This window comes from Paremcibacter congregatus (assembly GCF_006385135.1).
GTDB lineage: Bacteria > Pseudomonadota > Alphaproteobacteria > Sphingomonadales > Emcibacteraceae > Paremcibacter > Paremcibacter congregatus.
Genome location: NZ_CP041025.1, coordinates 1,502,623 through 1,516,886 on the forward strand (window position 1 = coordinate 1,502,623; position 14,264 = coordinate 1,516,886).

Annotated in this window: 16 protein-coding genes; 15 read left to right on the plus strand and 1 reads right to left on the minus strand. The window is 50.1% G+C overall.

The annotated features are described in order from the left end of the window. The first annotated feature begins 38 nt into the window (after positions 1-38). The 5 genes from trpS to FIV45_RS06630 all read left to right on the plus strand — a co-directional run bounded on the left by trpS (position 39) and on the right by FIV45_RS06630 (position 4,089). Entirely contained in the window at positions 39-1,049 is a 1,011-nt protein-coding gene (trpS, locus tag FIV45_RS06610) for a tryptophan--tRNA ligase (protein WP_099471585.1), read from the plus strand. Between the two features lie 62 nt (positions 1,050-1,111). After that, positions 1,112-1,762, plus strand: a complete 651-nt coding sequence (locus FIV45_RS06615) for a DUF4136 domain-containing protein (protein ID WP_099471586.1) — start codon at positions 1,112-1,114, stop codon at positions 1,760-1,762. 127 nt (positions 1,763-1,889) lie between these two features. Next, the gene (locus tag FIV45_RS06620) at positions 1,890-2,861 is read left to right on the plus strand and encodes a DUF2333 family protein (RefSeq protein WP_099471587.1); all 972 of its coding nucleotides are present in this window, start codon (positions 1,890-1,892) and stop codon (positions 2,859-2,861) included. Positions 2,862-2,950: 89 nt separating this feature from the next. Beyond that, entirely contained in the window at positions 2,951-3,424 is a 474-nt protein-coding gene (locus tag FIV45_RS06625) for a universal stress protein (protein ID WP_204844802.1), read from the plus strand. A 110-nt stretch (positions 3,425-3,534) separates the two neighbouring features. Beyond that, on the plus strand, positions 3,535-4,089 hold the full coding sequence (locus tag FIV45_RS06630) for a NifU family protein (RefSeq protein WP_099471589.1): 555 nt from the start codon (positions 3,535-3,537) through the stop codon (positions 4,087-4,089). A gap of 19 nt (positions 4,090-4,108) precedes the next feature. On the opposite strand, the gene FIV45_RS06635 is transcribed toward FIV45_RS06630, so the two are convergent. After that, entirely contained in the window at positions 4,109-5,188 is a 1,080-nt protein-coding gene (locus FIV45_RS06635) for a polysaccharide deacetylase family protein (RefSeq protein ID WP_099471590.1), read from the minus strand. 212 nt (positions 5,189-5,400) lie between these two features. Between FIV45_RS06635 and FIV45_RS06640 the strand changes: the two genes are divergently transcribed. The 10 genes from FIV45_RS06640 (at position 5,401) to lnt (ending at position 14,251) form a co-directional block, all read left to right on the plus strand. Further along, entirely contained in the window at positions 5,401-5,997 is a 597-nt protein-coding gene (locus FIV45_RS06640) for a malonic semialdehyde reductase (RefSeq protein ID WP_099471591.1), read from the plus strand. Further along, entirely contained in the window at positions 5,994-6,707 is a 714-nt protein-coding gene (gene tsaB / locus FIV45_RS06645; protein WP_099471592.1) for a tRNA (adenosine(37)-N6)-threonylcarbamoyltransferase complex dimerization subunit type 1 TsaB, read from the plus strand. Before FIV45_RS06640 ends, tsaB begins: the two co-directional genes overlap by 4 nt. Before the next feature lie 11 nt (positions 6,708-6,718). Continuing rightward, a complete protein-coding gene (rimI, locus tag FIV45_RS06650; protein ID WP_099471593.1) occupies positions 6,719-7,180 on the plus strand; it encodes a ribosomal protein S18-alanine N-acetyltransferase in 462 nt (153 codons plus the stop codon). A gap of 96 nt (positions 7,181-7,276) precedes the next feature. Continuing rightward, positions 7,277-7,696 (plus strand): Fur family transcriptional regulator, encoded by a 420-nt coding sequence (locus FIV45_RS06655; RefSeq protein ID WP_099471594.1) that lies wholly within the window; start codon positions 7,277-7,279, stop codon positions 7,694-7,696. Between the two features lie 118 nt (positions 7,697-7,814). Continuing rightward, the gene (locus FIV45_RS06660; RefSeq protein WP_165776930.1) at positions 7,815-8,612 is read left to right on the plus strand and encodes a lysophospholipid acyltransferase family protein; all 798 of its coding nucleotides are present in this window, start codon (positions 7,815-7,817) and stop codon (positions 8,610-8,612) included. A 149-nt stretch (positions 8,613-8,761) separates the two neighbouring features. Further along, positions 8,762-10,135: a tRNA (N6-isopentenyl adenosine(37)-C2)-methylthiotransferase MiaB gene (miaB, locus tag FIV45_RS06665; RefSeq protein ID WP_204602067.1), complete on the plus strand. Its 1,374-nt coding sequence runs from the start codon at positions 8,762-8,764 to the stop codon at positions 10,133-10,135. After that, positions 10,132-11,139 (plus strand): PhoH family protein, encoded by a 1,008-nt coding sequence (locus FIV45_RS06670; RefSeq protein ID WP_099471596.1) that lies wholly within the window; start codon positions 10,132-10,134, stop codon positions 11,137-11,139. The genes miaB and FIV45_RS06670 overlap by 4 nt, the downstream gene beginning before the upstream one ends. Beyond that, positions 11,136-11,666: an rRNA maturation RNase YbeY gene (gene ybeY, locus FIV45_RS06675; RefSeq protein WP_099471597.1), complete on the plus strand. Its 531-nt coding sequence runs from the start codon at positions 11,136-11,138 to the stop codon at positions 11,664-11,666. The genes FIV45_RS06670 and ybeY overlap by 4 nt, the downstream gene beginning before the upstream one ends. A gap of 37 nt (positions 11,667-11,703) precedes the next feature. After that, the gene (locus tag FIV45_RS06680; RefSeq protein WP_099471598.1) at positions 11,704-12,669 is read left to right on the plus strand and encodes a transporter associated domain-containing protein; all 966 of its coding nucleotides are present in this window, start codon (positions 11,704-11,706) and stop codon (positions 12,667-12,669) included. Beyond that, entirely contained in the window at positions 12,662-14,251 is a 1,590-nt protein-coding gene (gene lnt / locus FIV45_RS06685; protein WP_099471599.1) for an apolipoprotein N-acyltransferase, read from the plus strand. Before FIV45_RS06680 ends, lnt begins: the two co-directional genes overlap by 8 nt. Positions 14,252-14,264: the final 13 nt, after the last annotated feature.

A 14,264-nucleotide genomic window follows, 5' to 3' on the forward strand; every position in this document is an offset into this window, starting at 1 on the left:
ATAAGGGACATGTCCAAAATGTCTTTAAGGAATAAAAAATGACTGAATTCAAGCAACGTATCTTTTCTGGTGTTCAACCATCCGGCAACCTGACCTTAGGGAATTATCTCGGGGCGATCCGTAACTGGGTTGGTTTGCAGAAAAATTATGAAAGCATTTTCTGTGTAGTCGATTTGCATGCCATCACGGTCTGGCAGGACCCGGAGCAGCTTAGAAAAGCCACCCGTGAAGTGGCCGCCGGTATGATCGCCAGTGGTGTCGATCCAAAAGAATGTATCATTTTTAACCAGAGCCAGGTTCCCGCTCATGCGGAATTGGCGTGGATTTTCAATTGTGTTGCGCGCCTGGGTTGGCTCAATCGCATGACTCAGTTCAAGGAAAAAGCCGGTAAAAACCGTGAGCGGGCCAGTTCCGGTTTGTATGTCTATCCGAACCTGATGGCGGCCGACATCATGATTTATAAGGCGACCCACGTGCCAGTCGGGGAAGACCAGAAACAGCATCTGGAGCTTGCCCGGGATATTGCGCAAAAATTCAACAATGACTATGGCGTTGATTTCTTTCCAATGGTCGAGCCCTTGATTTTAGGGGAAGCCAAGCGGGTGATGTCATTGCGGGACGGAAATTCCAAGATGAGCAAGTCGGATCCGTCCGATAACAGCCGCATCAATATGACCGATGATCGCGATACGATTGCCAAGAAAATACGTAAGGCGAAAACAGACAGTGAGCCAATGGCGGAAACCCCGGACGGGCTCGAAGGTCGGGCGGAAGCCAAAAACCTGATCAGCATTTTTGCGGCCCTGAGTGATCGTTCTGTGGCCGATATCTGCACGGAATATGGCGGCCAGGGTTTTGCGCAGTTTAAAAGTGATCTGGCGGATTTGAGCGTTTCTGTTCTTGGGCCGATTACCGAAGAAATGAAACGGTTGTGCGATGAAAAAACTTATATAGATCAGGTTCTTAAGGAAGGGTCTGAAAAGGCACGTAAGATTTCCGATCCGATTTTGAAAGATGTTCACAAAATCGTGGGGTTCTTGCAATCATAATGCTGCCGTATTATCTTAATACTATCTCTTGTGGAGAGGGGTTACATGGTGAGGTATAAAACATGACCAAGAAAATTGTACGATTACTGGTGCTGGTTGGTTTGGTGGGACTTGTGTCCGCCTGTAGCAACACGTTTAAATCTGACGTATCCCGTTTTCATGAATTGCCACAGCCTGCTGGTGAAACTGTAGAAATCGTGCCTGCTGATCCGGCGAAGGCCGGTAGTCTGGAGTTTGCTTCTTACGCCAATATTGTCGGGTCGTATCTGGGGCAGCAGGGCTATAAACCGGCCAATGGTGGCAAGGCAGATCTTATTGTCGAACTGGATTATTCGGTTGATGATGGAAAAGTTCTAAACAGATATCGTCCAAGCCGGTTTGCCTTTGGATATGGCTATTATCCCTATCATTACGGGTTTTATCATCATTATTGGCATAGCCCATATTTTTATGACCCCTTCTGGGGAGCTTATGGCCCCTATGACCGGGCAAGAGACAGTTATGTCAGCTATACCCGTAAACTGGAATTGGTGATCCGGCCTAACAAAGAAGGTGCAAAGAATCTGTTTGAAGCAACCGTGGAAAGCAGGGGGCGCAGTAACAAGCTCCATAAACTTATGCCGCTTATGGTGCAGGCGCTGTTTACCAACTTCCCCGGACAAAGCGGTACGACGGACAAGATTGTCATCGAATTGGGCGACAAGGACTATTAAGATCGGATAGCCGACCCCCCAGGGGTGGTCGGCTGCATATAATCGTTTGTCGGCCTGTCACGAGGCCGACAAAGGTTCAGCTCTAATCGTGATATAGCAAATCGGGATATAAAATTAAGGGGCAGGGATGATGTGGACGAAAATCAAGCAGCTTTTTGGCTGGGTGAAAGACAGAATGAGCTGGAAAGTGGCGCGCCGGATTTCGTTGGGTGTCGTCCTTTTTGTCTTTTTTTATTATCTGATTGGTATGGTAGTTGTGGAAAATATCGACAACTCCAAAAATTTTGCTGCAGATAAGCTGAATGAAAATGCTCCGGGCAGCCATGCGGTTGCCATGTCGATCGCCATGGTCGACCGGGAAGTGAACACCCATGCCTGGATTTCCAATGATCCGTGGTTCAAACCGGGGGCGCTGCTTGATAACATGGCCAATTTCCAAAAGGGTATGGTTTCAGCCAATGCCATCTTCGCCATTGAGCTCAAGGATCAGTTAAGCCGAACTCGTGGGTCCAGTCAGGTCAATGTCGACTTGCAGGAAGTGGCCAGTGGCATGAATTATGCGCCGGATAAATGGTATTGGGACCCGACGGTTTCTATCTTCCTGTTTGTTGCACCGGCGGAAAAACAGTATAACAGCGCCCTGAGCCGTCTGAAAATTTACAATCAGAGTGTCGCCGCCGGCGAGGCGCCCTTTGAACGACGGGCAGACAATCTTTTGTCAACGCTTGACAAGATTTCGCTGGATCTGGGGTCGTCTTCCGACAGTATTTCCAAGAAAATAGACAATGGCATCGGTTGCGTACTTGATACCAAGGCCGATGATCTGTTCTATGATGTCAAAGGACGCAGTTATGCCTATTGGTTGCTGCTGAAGGGCTTGCGGATGGATTTTGCCAAGGTCATCAACGACAAGGATATCGTTCGCAGCTGGGACCAACTGGAAGAAAGTATGGCGGCGCTTATCGACCTTGATCCGATGATTGTCAGCAATTGTGCGGCCGACGGTTTCATGTTTCAAAATCATCTTTCAGCCCAGGGTTTCTATCTTTTACGGGCCAGAACTCAATTAAAAGAGATTACCAATATTCTGCTGAAGTAGATAAGGGACTTAAATAAATCTTGCCAAACTTCTGTATTGAGTAGCATACTATTCAAAATACTGGAGCCAAAACAGGATAGGGGTTAATGATGTCCGCTATGGAAAAAAAGTGGAAATTTCTGGTAATCGCCGATGATACACCGGAATTTAAAAAAGTACTCCGCCTGGCCAGCCTGCGGGCCGCCAAGGTAAATGGTTCTATGGTTATGCTGCGGATCATCCAACCCAGCGAGTTCCAGCACTGGATGTCCGTGCGGGAAATCATGGAAGAAGAAGCCATGCAGGAAGCTGAGGAAATGATGAACGAATTTGCCCGTGAGGTGAAAGAAATTTCCGGGCTGGATTGTGAGAAGGTCATTCGCAAAGGGGAGCCGGGTGACGTGATTACCCAGTATATAGAGGAAGATCAGGAAATTCATATGCTGGTTCTCGGGGCCAATGTGGATGGTGATCCGGGGCCGTTGGTCAAGGCTTTCCGCGAAGAGTTGCTGAATGTTCTTCATATGCCGGTTCTTGTCGTGCCGGGCAATATGACCGATGAAGACATTGACCACTTTGTTTAATTGACCATCACCCAGGTTATTATCTGATCTATAATAAGACCAATTTACTCTTGATTTTTCGGAGTACAATTGCCATATCTGCCTCACAGCAGTAGCAATAGGAAAAAGACATGTTTATTCAGACCGAAGTGACCCCAAACCCCGCCACGTTGAAATTCGTTCCCGGTGAGCCGGTGATGGCCCGTGGCACAGCTTTTTTCGAAAGTGTGGAAGAAGCCGCGAACTCTCCTCTGGGGCAACGGCTTTTTGCGATCGAAGGCGTATCAAACATCTTTTTTGGCTCTGATTTTGTTGCAGTAACACTGGAAGGTCAGGACTGGGATGATAAGAAGACCGACGTTCTGGGAGCGATTATGGAGCATTATACCTCCGGAGAGCCGGTCGTGGCCGAAGAGACGGCAGCAGCGCCAGTAGCCGCGGAAGAAGATGGTGAACATGCTGAAATTATTGCCCAGATCAAGGAACTTCTGGAAGCCCGCGTGCGGCCGGCAGTTGCCCGTGACGGCGGTGATATCACCTTCCATTCTTTCGAAGAAGGTGTGGTGTATCTGCGCATGCAGGGCGCCTGTTCCGGGTGCCCAAGTTCAACAGCAACCCTGCAATACGGGGTGCAGAATCTGTTGAAACATTATATTCCTGAAATCGAAAGCGTTCAGGCGATCTAAACGCCTGACTGTCTTCGGTCTATTTGACAAAATAGGGCAACCCGAACCAGTACCAGCGCCGGTCTGGTCCGGGTAATGTGCAATTGATGCGGTTGCGGCCTTGCGGGAACGGCTTGTCAAACCGGATTTCGACCCGGTTGTTGCCGACAAGGCTGAGATCTGCGGCCTTTCCCAGATGTGAGGGGTAGCAGCTCATGGCGGTCAGGCCCCGGATGTTCTTGTCGACGGTAAAGCCGATGGCGGGCGGATTGGTCGTTATCTCGGCCGAGATTGGGAGAATATCATAGGCGGGCAGGGCGCGGGCATTGACAATCAATCTGAAGCGATCCATCCCGGCATATTTTTCATTCAGGGCGAAGCGCGGCAGGCTGAAAAGGTCATTATTACTGCTGGCGGCGCTCGAATACTGGCCGAAGGCGGCTGAAATATTACGTTTGCGTAGAATATTCTGCAACGCGGGACTGAATTCACCAAAGGGATAGGCAAAAATATCGGGAATACTGCCGAGCTCTTTCCGATAACTTTCATCGGCTGCGGCGATGTCCTGCGCGGCCGCGGCAGGGGTCATATAGATTAAATGGTCATGGCTGTGGGCATGATGACCAATGGTGACCAGAGGATCATTGGCTAAAGTACGAATTTGATCCCAGGTCATGTATCCGGGGATTGCCTGATTGACCGGTTCGCTGGAGACAAACAGTGTGAAGGGAATACCGGCCTTTTTCAGGCGCGGCCAGGCATTCTCCAATATGGACTGATAAGCATCATCTATGGTGATGGCAATGGTGCGCGGGGGAAGTTTTGTTTTGTTTTTGAAGGCCGTAACAATGGTTTGTAAAGGCACGATATTATATTTTTCCTGGCTCAATTCGGCGATATGGGCATCAAATTGCTCAAGGGTGATGTTGGTCGTGGGGAACTGGGTCTCGCCAAAGCGATGATACATCAGAATGATGGCGGAATCTTCCTGTGTCGCGGTTTGCCCCTGCTGTGCACGGGTGTTTTGGGACAGGGCGACGCCCATCAGGGTCAGCAGGATGCAGAACCCCGCGAGCAGGAGTGATTTACGAAGAGAGGTCTGTAGAAAACGCTTGGTCATAATTCTGCCTGATTATTTGGAAATTCTGTCCATTCCTGATTAACGATAACTATAACAGGATAATTCTAAAAGAAAATCTTCTTTGTTCGGGACGATTATGGTTTGGAATTATGCTAGGATGTGGGATATAGGAACCTGTATGAAGGCGGAAGACTGGATTTTTCCGGACGGGTTTAAAGTAAAAGTATGCATTGAAAAGACGAGGACCATTCATGACGCAAGAGATATTATCCGACAATGACCTCGATTTGATTTTCCGGGAGGCCCGGTCTTTCAAAGGCTGGCGCGATGTTCCTGTATCGGAAATTACCATTCGGGCCATGTATGACCTGTTGCGCTGGGGACCGACATCATTCAACTGTTCCCCCGCTCGTTTCAAAATTCTGCGCAGTGAAGACGCCAAGAAAAAACTGGCCGATTGCGCCAGCCGAGGCAATAAAAATCAAATTCTGACGGCCCCCTTCACAGTCATTGTGGGTATGGATATGAAATTTTATGATACGTTGCCAGATTTGTTCAAAGGTTATAACAAGGCCCGGGATCTTTATGTTGGTAATGCCGATTTGACAGAAGAAACAGCGTTGCGCAACAGCAGCCTGCAAGGCGCCTATATGATCATTGCCGCCAGGGCTCTGGGGCTTGATTGTTGCCCGATGTCAGGATTTGATGGCCCGGCGGTGAATAAAGCTTTCTTTGATGGCACGGATGAGCAGGTGAATTTCATCTGCAGTATGGGATATGGCAACAAGGACAGCCTCCCGGCCCGTGACCGCCGGTTGTCTTTTGACGAGGCCTGTGAAATCCTGTGATTATTCTTGCTCTTGATTCGGCGCTGTCCTCCTGCTCTGCTGCGGTGATTAAAGACGGCGTTCTGCTTTCCGGTGTGTTTGAAGACCGATTGCGTGGGCAGGCGGAACGGTTGCTGCCCTTGTGTCAGCAGGTCTGCACGGCGGCCGGTGTGACATTTGACCAGTTGGATGCGATTGCGGTTACCCGCGGGCCGGGAACGTTCACCGGTGTTCGTATTGGTCTTGCCGCCGCCAAGGGGCTGGCGCTGGCTTTGAAGGTGCCTTTGATCGGGATTACCACGTTGGAAGTCGTGGCGCATCAGGCGGCAAATGCTCTGGAACCGTCCTTTGCCGGGCAGGTCGCGGTGGCCCATGACGCCCGGCGGGGCGAGGTTTACTATCAGAGTTTTGCTGTCGCCAATGGGGCGCTGTCGGCTGTATCGGCGCCGATGGCGGTGCCGCTTAATGTCGTGGCGGACCATGTTAACGACAACATCAAGGTTATTGCGGGCACCGGCGCGGGGCTTTTGCGGGATCATCTGCCCGAGAAAGTCCTCAGTGGTCTGCTGTTCCCGGACGTGCAGCAGCAGCCAACGGCGGCGATGATTGGCCATATGGCGGTGGGGCGGTTTTCCAAGGCAGGTTCTTCTGATACTGTTACCCCTTTGTATCTGCGGGCTCCGGACGCCATTGCGGCGACGCCCATTACTTATCCTTTTCAAAACCAGTGAGCTTCCGGTTAATGCAGGATGATTTTACCATATTGGGGCCTGAAGGAGCGCCGCTACTGGCGGAGTTGCATCAGCTTTGCTTTGCAGGGGCGATCGAGCAGGCCTGGACAGTGGAGGCTGTCGCCGCATTGTTATGCAGCCCCGGTACGGGGTCTCTTGTGGTCATGGAAGAAGGGCAGCCATTGGGGTTTGTTCTTTATCGTCAAGTGGCCGGTGAGGCGGAAATTCAGACATTTTGTGTTGCGCCGGAGGCGCGTCGATGCGGGGTGGGCCGGCGGCTGATCAACGGTTTCTTTACCTTGATGAGAGAGGCCGGGGTTGAGGAGGTGTTTCTGGAAGTGCGGGAGGGCAATCAACCCGCGATCGGACTCTATACGATGTGTGGTTTTGATACTGTCGGGCGCCGTAAAGATTATTACGGCGGTAAAGGGCAGATCAGGTATGACGCATTGGTTATGAAAGTTCGTGTTTAGGCTTTTACGACGCCGGATCAGGGGAAAATATTTGGCATTAAAAAAGATAGCGTGTATAGTCGGGGCAAATAAAATCTAAAAGCAGGGTAGCATATTATGGTTTCAAAAATCGAAAGATTATGTATCGAAAAAGGCATGCGGATGACCGACCAGAGACGGGTTATTGCCAAAGTGCTGTCTGATGCATCCGATCACCCTGATGTGGAAGAGGTCTATCGTCGTTCGACCGATATTGACGAGAGGATCAGCATTGCCACGGTGTATCGTACTGTTCGGTTGTTTGAAGAGGCGGGGATTTTGGAACGCCATGATTTTCGTGTGGAAAGCGGTGAGAACCGCGCCCGGTTTGAACTGGTTTCTGAAGAACATCATGATCATCTTATTGATGTGGAAACCGGTGATGTCGTGGAATTTCATGACCCTGATATTGAAGAGCTGCAACAGAAAATTGCTGACAAATACGGTTATAGGCTGGTTGACCATCGTATGGAATTATACGGCGTTAAGGTCAAGTGATGACGCGGTTAAGATCATAATAGCCAAATCATGACATTGTTATGTGTTATAGATCCCTGTAAGCCTTGGATAAGGCATGCAGGGTTTTATACTTAAGGTCAGGACTTCAGAAAAAAATATGCGCGAATATTATCGAATTGCCAAAGCACTTTTCTATTTTGCCGTCTTGTTGCCGCCGACGATTATATCGAAACGCCTAAAGCTTCCGGGATATAAATTCTGGCCGCATCTGGTGCATCGCTCCATTTGTGACGCCCTGAATATCAAGGTGACGAAATTTGGTGAACCTCTGGAAGGCCCGCCAACATTGTATGTTTGTAATCATGTGTCCTGGATTGATATCATCGTATTGGGGCATGTGATCAAGGGCTGTTTTATCGCCAAGAAAGACATGATTGACTGGCCGGTGCTGGGGTATCTTTCCTCGTTGCAGCGCACGATTTTTATTGATCGGGAAAAACGCAGTGATGTGGTGGCCCAGCGGCAGGAAATGCAGGATCGCATCCATGGCGGGGACAACCTGATCCTGTTTCCCGAAGGTACAACATCTGACGGCGGCAGTGTTCTGCCGTTTAAAAGTTCCCTTTTCGGGGTTACGGAAAAAGCCATGCATCTGGAACAGGACGCGCAAGGCCGCACCCCTGAACTGATGGTGCAACCGGTGACGTTGGTTTATAAAAAAATCAACAATATGCCGACGCTACGGTCCACGCGGCCCTCTGTGGCTTGGTATGCGGATATTGAAATGGGCCCTCATTTGAAGGGGGTATTGAATTTACTTAAAGTAGATGTTGAAGTTCATTTTCATGAACCCGTGTCCCGTAATATTTTTAAAACCCGCAAAGAACTGTCGGCTTATTGTCATCGCACAATCGAAAACGGTCTGCTGGAAAGCCTGCGCGGCAAACGCGATTAAGGCCGGAAACAAAGGGAAACGCTCCGGTTGTCTTGACTTTTGTTGACTCCCGACCCAACAGTGATAAAGTGCGCCGATATTCTGCCCGGCAGGCGTATTCTATGCTATTCTGGACGGCAGACGGTTAACATGAGAATGCAGGAACAATTGTGACGGATAAGAAGTTATTTATTAAGACGTATGGCTGTCAGATGAATGTCTATGATACGGAACGTATGGTGGATGTGATGGCCCATGAAGGCTATTCCGTAACCGATACGCCGGATGATGCGGATCTGGTGGTGTTGAATACTTGCCATATTCGCGAAAAGGCTGCGGAAAAGGTTTATTCCGATATCGGACGTTTGCGGGTGCAAAAGGAAAAACGCGCCAAGAAAGACGGTAAGCAAAGCATTCTTGCGGTCGGTGGTTGTGTGGCTCAGGCGGAAGGCGCCGAGATACAGAAACGCGCGCCGGTCGTTGACATGGTTTTCGGTCCGCAAACCTATCACCGCCTGCCGGAAATGACCAAGGAAGCAGATGCCATAAAGCAGGCCGGGGAACGCCCGCGTATTCTTGATACGGATCTGTCGGTCAGCGAAAAATTTGAAAGCCTGTCCAAAAAAGGCGTTTCCAACAAGAAAACCGCCTTTCTTACTGTACAGGAAGGGTGCGATAAATTCTGCACCTATTGTGTGGTGCCTTATACCAGGGGCGGCGAATTCTCCCGGGCCTTTGAAGATGTTATGCAGGATGCGATGAAGCTCAATGATGCGGGTGTGCTGGAAGTGACCCTGCTTGGGCAGAATGTTAATGCCTATCACGGCATGTCGAAGGCAGGGGAAGAATGGTCCCTGGCGCGGATGATCCGTCATCTGGCCGACACCACGGACTTTGAACGCATCAGATATACCACGTCTCATCCTCAGGATATGACGGATGAGTTGATTGCAGTGCATGGCGAGATTGAACAATGCATGCCCTATCTGCATCTGCCGGTGCAGGCGGGTTCTGACAAGATCGTCAAGGCCATGAACCGTCATCATACCATCGCCTCTTATATGAAAATCATTGAAGATGTGCGCAAGGCCCGGCCTGATATTGCCCTGTCCGGTGATTTTATCGTTGGCTTTCCGGGTGAAACCGATGCGGACTTCCAGGAAACCATGAAAGTGGTGCGCGATGTCAATTATGCTCAGGCTTATTCCTTCATGTATAGTGAACGGCCCGGCACTCCGGCGGCGGACTGGGAAGACCAGGTCGAGGAACATGTGAAGGCTGAACGGCTTGCGGAGTTGCAGGACGAGCTTAATAAACAGCAACGCGCTTTTAATGATGCGAGCGTTGGCAAGACCATGCCGGTGTTGCTGGAACGGATTGGCAAGGAAGCCACGCATCTGGTGGGCCGCAGTCCTTATATGCAGGCGGTGTATGTCGATGTAAAAGATGTTAATGTGGTGGACCGGGTCTTTGGACAGATGGTCGATATGAAGATTGAAAGCGCCGGACCGCGCAGTCTCAAAGGGGAACTTGTTCTTAAATGAAGAAAGCCGCTAAATCAAAAGTGACATCGATTACCCTTGAGTTTGAAGATAATACACCCTTGCCGGATATTTACGGTGAACATAATGCGCATTTGGCGCGGATAGAGGAGGCAACGGGGGCCAGCTTCTCGCCCAAGGGCAACATTTTGGTCATTGAAGGCCTGCCGGATGCCTGTGCCGGGGCGAAACAGATTATCGTTTCGTTGCATGAAACCCTGTCGCGGGTCGAGGGATTAAGCCTCGCGGATGTGGAAGGGGCTATTCGTATGGCCAATTTTCTCGAAGCACCGGAAATCAAATCGGTAACCAATCACAATATTGCCGAACGTGAGGGATTATCGCTCAAAGCGAACAGCATTCGCACCCGTAACGCTATTATTGCGCCACGATCGGTTAATCAGGCCCGTTATATTCAGGCGCTGCGTGAAACAGACATGACCTTTGGGTTGGGGCCAGCCGGTACTGGGAAAACCTTTCTTGCGGTCGCCATGGCGGTATCACATCTTCTGGAGGGCAGGGTGGAACGCATTGTTCTGACCCGTCCGGCAGTGGAAGCCGGTGAGAAGCTCGGCTTCCTGCCCGGTGATATGCGGGAAAAGGTCGATCCTTATCTCAGGCCTTTGTATGACGCCCTGGGGCAGATGATTTCCATGGAACAGACAGAAAAACGTCTCGAAAATGGGGATATTGAGGTCGCTCCGCTGGCGTTCATGCGCGGGCGCACCCTGTCGAATGCGTTTGTGATCCTTGACGAGGCCCAGAATACCAGCCCGATGCAGATGAAAATGTTTCTGACGCGCTTTGGCGAGAATTGCCGCATGGTGGTATGTGGTGACCCGTCTCAGGTTGACCTGCCTGATGGCACGCCGTCCGGTCTGAAGCATGCGCTGGATACTCTGGGGTATATTGACGAGATCTCCTTTATCGAATTTAACGCCGACGATGTTGTGCGGCATCCGCTGGTGGGCAAGATCGTCCGGGCCTATGACAAGGTTGAACGATGAGCCTGGACAATGTTGATCTGGATTTCGCCCTCGGCGCCGATCAGTGGGAAGAGAACTTCCCGCAGTATCAGGACCATATCCGGACCTGTTTTGATCTTATTGTGACCCATGTTGCGGAAGCCCGGCGCCTTGCCGAATTTCCTCATGTGGAAGTGAGCTTTCTTTTGACCGATGATACCGCCATTCAAACCCTGAACCGTGATTATCGCGGGAAGGACAAGGCGACCAACGTTCTGTCTTTTCCGTCTCTGTCGGAAGAAGATGTCGCGCAGTATCTGAGATTAGGAGAAGACCTGCCGGCCATGCCGATCGCGCTTGGGGATATTATCTTCGCCTGGGAAACCATAAAGCGTGAAGCAGAGGCTCAGGGCAAGACCCTCGACAGTCATTTTTGTCATTTATGTCTGCATGGCATACTGCATCTTTTGGGCTATGATCATATTGATGACGATGACGCTGCGGTCATGGAAGCCTTGGAAACGGATTTATTGGCAAAACTATCTATTGACGACCCTTATCAGGCCTGAGACAATCAGGATGAATTCATAACGTGATCCAGAAGTGATGAATATTGAACATAAAGTAACGGACAAAACGTCAGAAACAGAGCCTCCTTCGCGAAGGCAAAATGGATTTTACGGCTGGCTTAAAAGTTTATTTAGCCCGAATAATGGTGATTATTCCCTGAAAGAAAGCCTTGAAGAGGTGATCGATGAGCTGGAGGACGGGGAGTCCTCTTTCGGGGCAGAAGAACGGTCGATCATTAAAAATACCCTGACATTCCGGAGCAAACGGGTCGATGACATCATGGTGCCGCGCACAGATATCATTGCGGTGGAGGCTTCTTCCAGTTTTGAAGAAGTCATGGAAGTGTTTTTCAAGGGGTCGACATCGCGTCTGCCGGTGTATCGCGACACCCTGGATGAAGTCATCGCCATGGTCCACATCAAGGACGCCTTCCGTGAACTTGTGGCCCAGGGGGATAACAGGAAAGCCATTTCATTGCGGGATATTCAGCGCCCGATCCTGTTTGTGCCACCTTCCATGAAGCTGTTTGACTTGCTGACCAAGATGCAGGCGACCCACATCCATATGGCGTTGGTGGTCGATGAATATGGCGGTACCGATGGACTGTTGACTATTGAGGATCTTGTCGAGCAGATCGTTGGCGATATTGAAGACGAGCATGACGAGGCAGAAGCGGAACTTTTGAAAGAATTGCCGGGGGGGGATCTTTTGGCGGACGCACGCTTGCCGATTGAGGAGTTGGAGGATCTGCTTGGTCTTGACTTGTTGCCGGATGACCAGGACGAGGATGTCGATACCTTGGGCGGGCTGGTTTTTACCATAGCCGGTTATATTCCCGAAGTGGATGAGGTTATTCAGGATCAAAATGGTTTGAGTTATAAAATTGTTGCCGGTGACGCCCGCAGCATCAAAACGGTTCTTATTCGGCGGAAAAGCGTCAAGAAAATTCCAGAAGGAAACAGAGCAGAAGATATAGCGGAAAATAACACGCAGCATGGATAGTAAAGGGGTGGGGACATTTTATAGTGACCGGATCTCAGATTGGTTGCACCGGCGGAGTGGCGGACAGCTGATCCTGCTGGTTTTCCTTGGGGGTGTCCTGTCCGGGCTTTCTTTTGCGCCGTTGTATCTTATTCCGCTTTTGGCTGTGGCTTATCCTCTGCTGCTGATGGTGGTGTTTCAAAGTAAAAGCCCATTGGAAGCCATGGCTTTTGGCTGGTGGTTTGGGTTTGGTCAATTATTTATGGGGACCACCTGGATTGCCTCCGCATTTGAAGTGGATGGCCGTTATCCCGGTTGGACCGGTTATTTGGCGGTTGCCTGCCTGGCGATGGTTCTGGCGCTCTATTACGGATTGGCCACAGGTTTGTTATGGCGGTTTTTTCGCCGTCTGGATCTGACTAAAAACCGTCTTTCACTGGTATTGGCCTTTGTGGTTTTGTGGAGCGGCGCTGAATGGCTGAGGGGGCATTTCTTCACCGGTTTTCCTTGGAACCTAACCGGCTATGCCTGGGGGTTTTCCGATACAATGTTGCAAACCACGGCTTTGTGGGGCATTTACGGGCTCGGGGTTCTAACGATTTTTCTTGCCTTGGTGCCTTATTTACTGATTCATGCACCACTAAAGTCAAAATTGTTTTCCGGCAGTCTCGGGGCGGCGGTTGTTTTAATTCTTGGTATGATTGTATACGGGGTCCTGCAACTTTCGATACCTACGAGCTTTCACGAAAATGTGAAGCTTAAAATTGTTCAGGCCAATATTAATCAGAATGACAAGTGGGATCCGGCAAAAAAAGCGGATAATTTTATCACCTACCTTAACATGAGCAAGGCCCGTCCGGAGGAGGGAATTACTCATGTTATCTGGCCGGAAACAGCGGTGGTTTATTTTCTCGATACGGAACCGTCAAGACGCTATCTGATTGCGGAATTCCTGAAGAATAATGCCGTGTTGATGACCGGTTTTCCTCGGGTCAAACGGGTGCCGGAATTACAAGCCTGGAATAGCTTCGCCGTGATCGATCAGGAAGCCCAGGTGCAATATATTTACGACAAGAATCATTTGGTGCCCTTTGGGGAATATACACCGGATTTTTTACATAATTCCCTGTCTTTTCTAGGACTTGGCATGATGGTTGATGGGTTCTCATATAGCCGGGGAGAGGGACTTGAAACCTATCATCCCGCCGGGATGCCATCGGTTGGTGTATTGATCTGTTACGAAATTATTTTTCCAGGTTCCGTGGTCGATCGGGATGACCGTCCGGACTGGTTGCTGAACATCACCAATGATGCCTGGTATGGACGTTTTAACGGGCCATATCAGCACTTTCTTCAGACCCGGGTTCGGGCGATTGAAGAAGGTCGTCCGGTGGTGCGTTCCGCCGGGACGGGGATCTCTGCAGTGATCGATTCTCAAGGGCGGGTGATTAAAGCTTTAGACCTAAACCAACGGGGCACGATAACCTCCGAACTTCCCGTTAAAAGAGCCGACCGGACCCTTTACTCTAGCATTTATGACTGGACTTATTTGGCCATTATGTTACTGTTAAGTGGTTTAGTTATTCTGTTCCTTAGGCAATGATTGCAGGATACTT

What these genes read in the sequence shown, in the direction of transcription:
- trpS (WP_099471585.1), top strand. Translation starts at nt 39, where the DNA reads ATGACTGAATTCAAGCAACGTATCTTTTCTGGTGTTCAACCATCCGGC.
- FIV45_RS06640 (WP_099471591.1), top strand. Translation starts at nt 5,401, where the DNA reads ATGACGCAAGAGATATTATCCGACAATGACCTCGATTTGATTTTCCGG.
- FIV45_RS06630 (WP_099471589.1), top strand. Translation starts at nt 3,535, where the DNA reads ATGTTTATTCAGACCGAAGTGACCCCAAACCCCGCCACGTTGAAATTC.
- FIV45_RS06620 (WP_099471587.1), top strand. Translation starts at nt 1,890, where the DNA reads ATGATGTGGACGAAAATCAAGCAGCTTTTTGGCTGGGTGAAAGACAGA.
- FIV45_RS06625 (WP_204844802.1), top strand. Translation starts at nt 2,951, where the DNA reads ATGTCCGCTATGGAAAAAAAGTGGAAATTTCTGGTAATCGCCGATGAT.
- FIV45_RS06660 (WP_165776930.1), top strand. Translation starts at nt 7,815, where the DNA reads ATGCGCGAATATTATCGAATTGCCAAAGCACTTTTCTATTTTGCCGTC.
- FIV45_RS06680 (WP_099471598.1), top strand. Translation starts at nt 11,704, where the DNA reads ATGAATATTGAACATAAAGTAACGGACAAAACGTCAGAAACAGAGCCT.
- ybeY (WP_099471597.1), top strand. Translation starts at nt 11,136, where the DNA reads ATGAGCCTGGACAATGTTGATCTGGATTTCGCCCTCGGCGCCGATCAG.
- lnt (WP_099471599.1), top strand. Translation starts at nt 12,662, where the DNA reads ATGGATAGTAAAGGGGTGGGGACATTTTATAGTGACCGGATCTCAGAT.
- FIV45_RS06635 (WP_099471590.1), bottom strand. Translation starts at nt 5,188, where the DNA reads ATGACCAAGCGTTTTCTACAGACCTCTCTTCGTAAATCACTCCTGCTC.
- rimI (WP_099471593.1), top strand. Translation starts at nt 6,719, where the DNA reads ATGCAGGATGATTTTACCATATTGGGGCCTGAAGGAGCGCCGCTACTG.
- FIV45_RS06615 (WP_099471586.1), top strand. Translation starts at nt 1,112, where the DNA reads ATGACCAAGAAAATTGTACGATTACTGGTGCTGGTTGGTTTGGTGGGA.
- FIV45_RS06655 (WP_099471594.1), top strand. Translation starts at nt 7,277, where the DNA reads ATGGTTTCAAAAATCGAAAGATTATGTATCGAAAAAGGCATGCGGATG.
- FIV45_RS06670 (WP_099471596.1), top strand. Translation starts at nt 10,132, where the DNA reads ATGAAGAAAGCCGCTAAATCAAAAGTGACATCGATTACCCTTGAGTTT.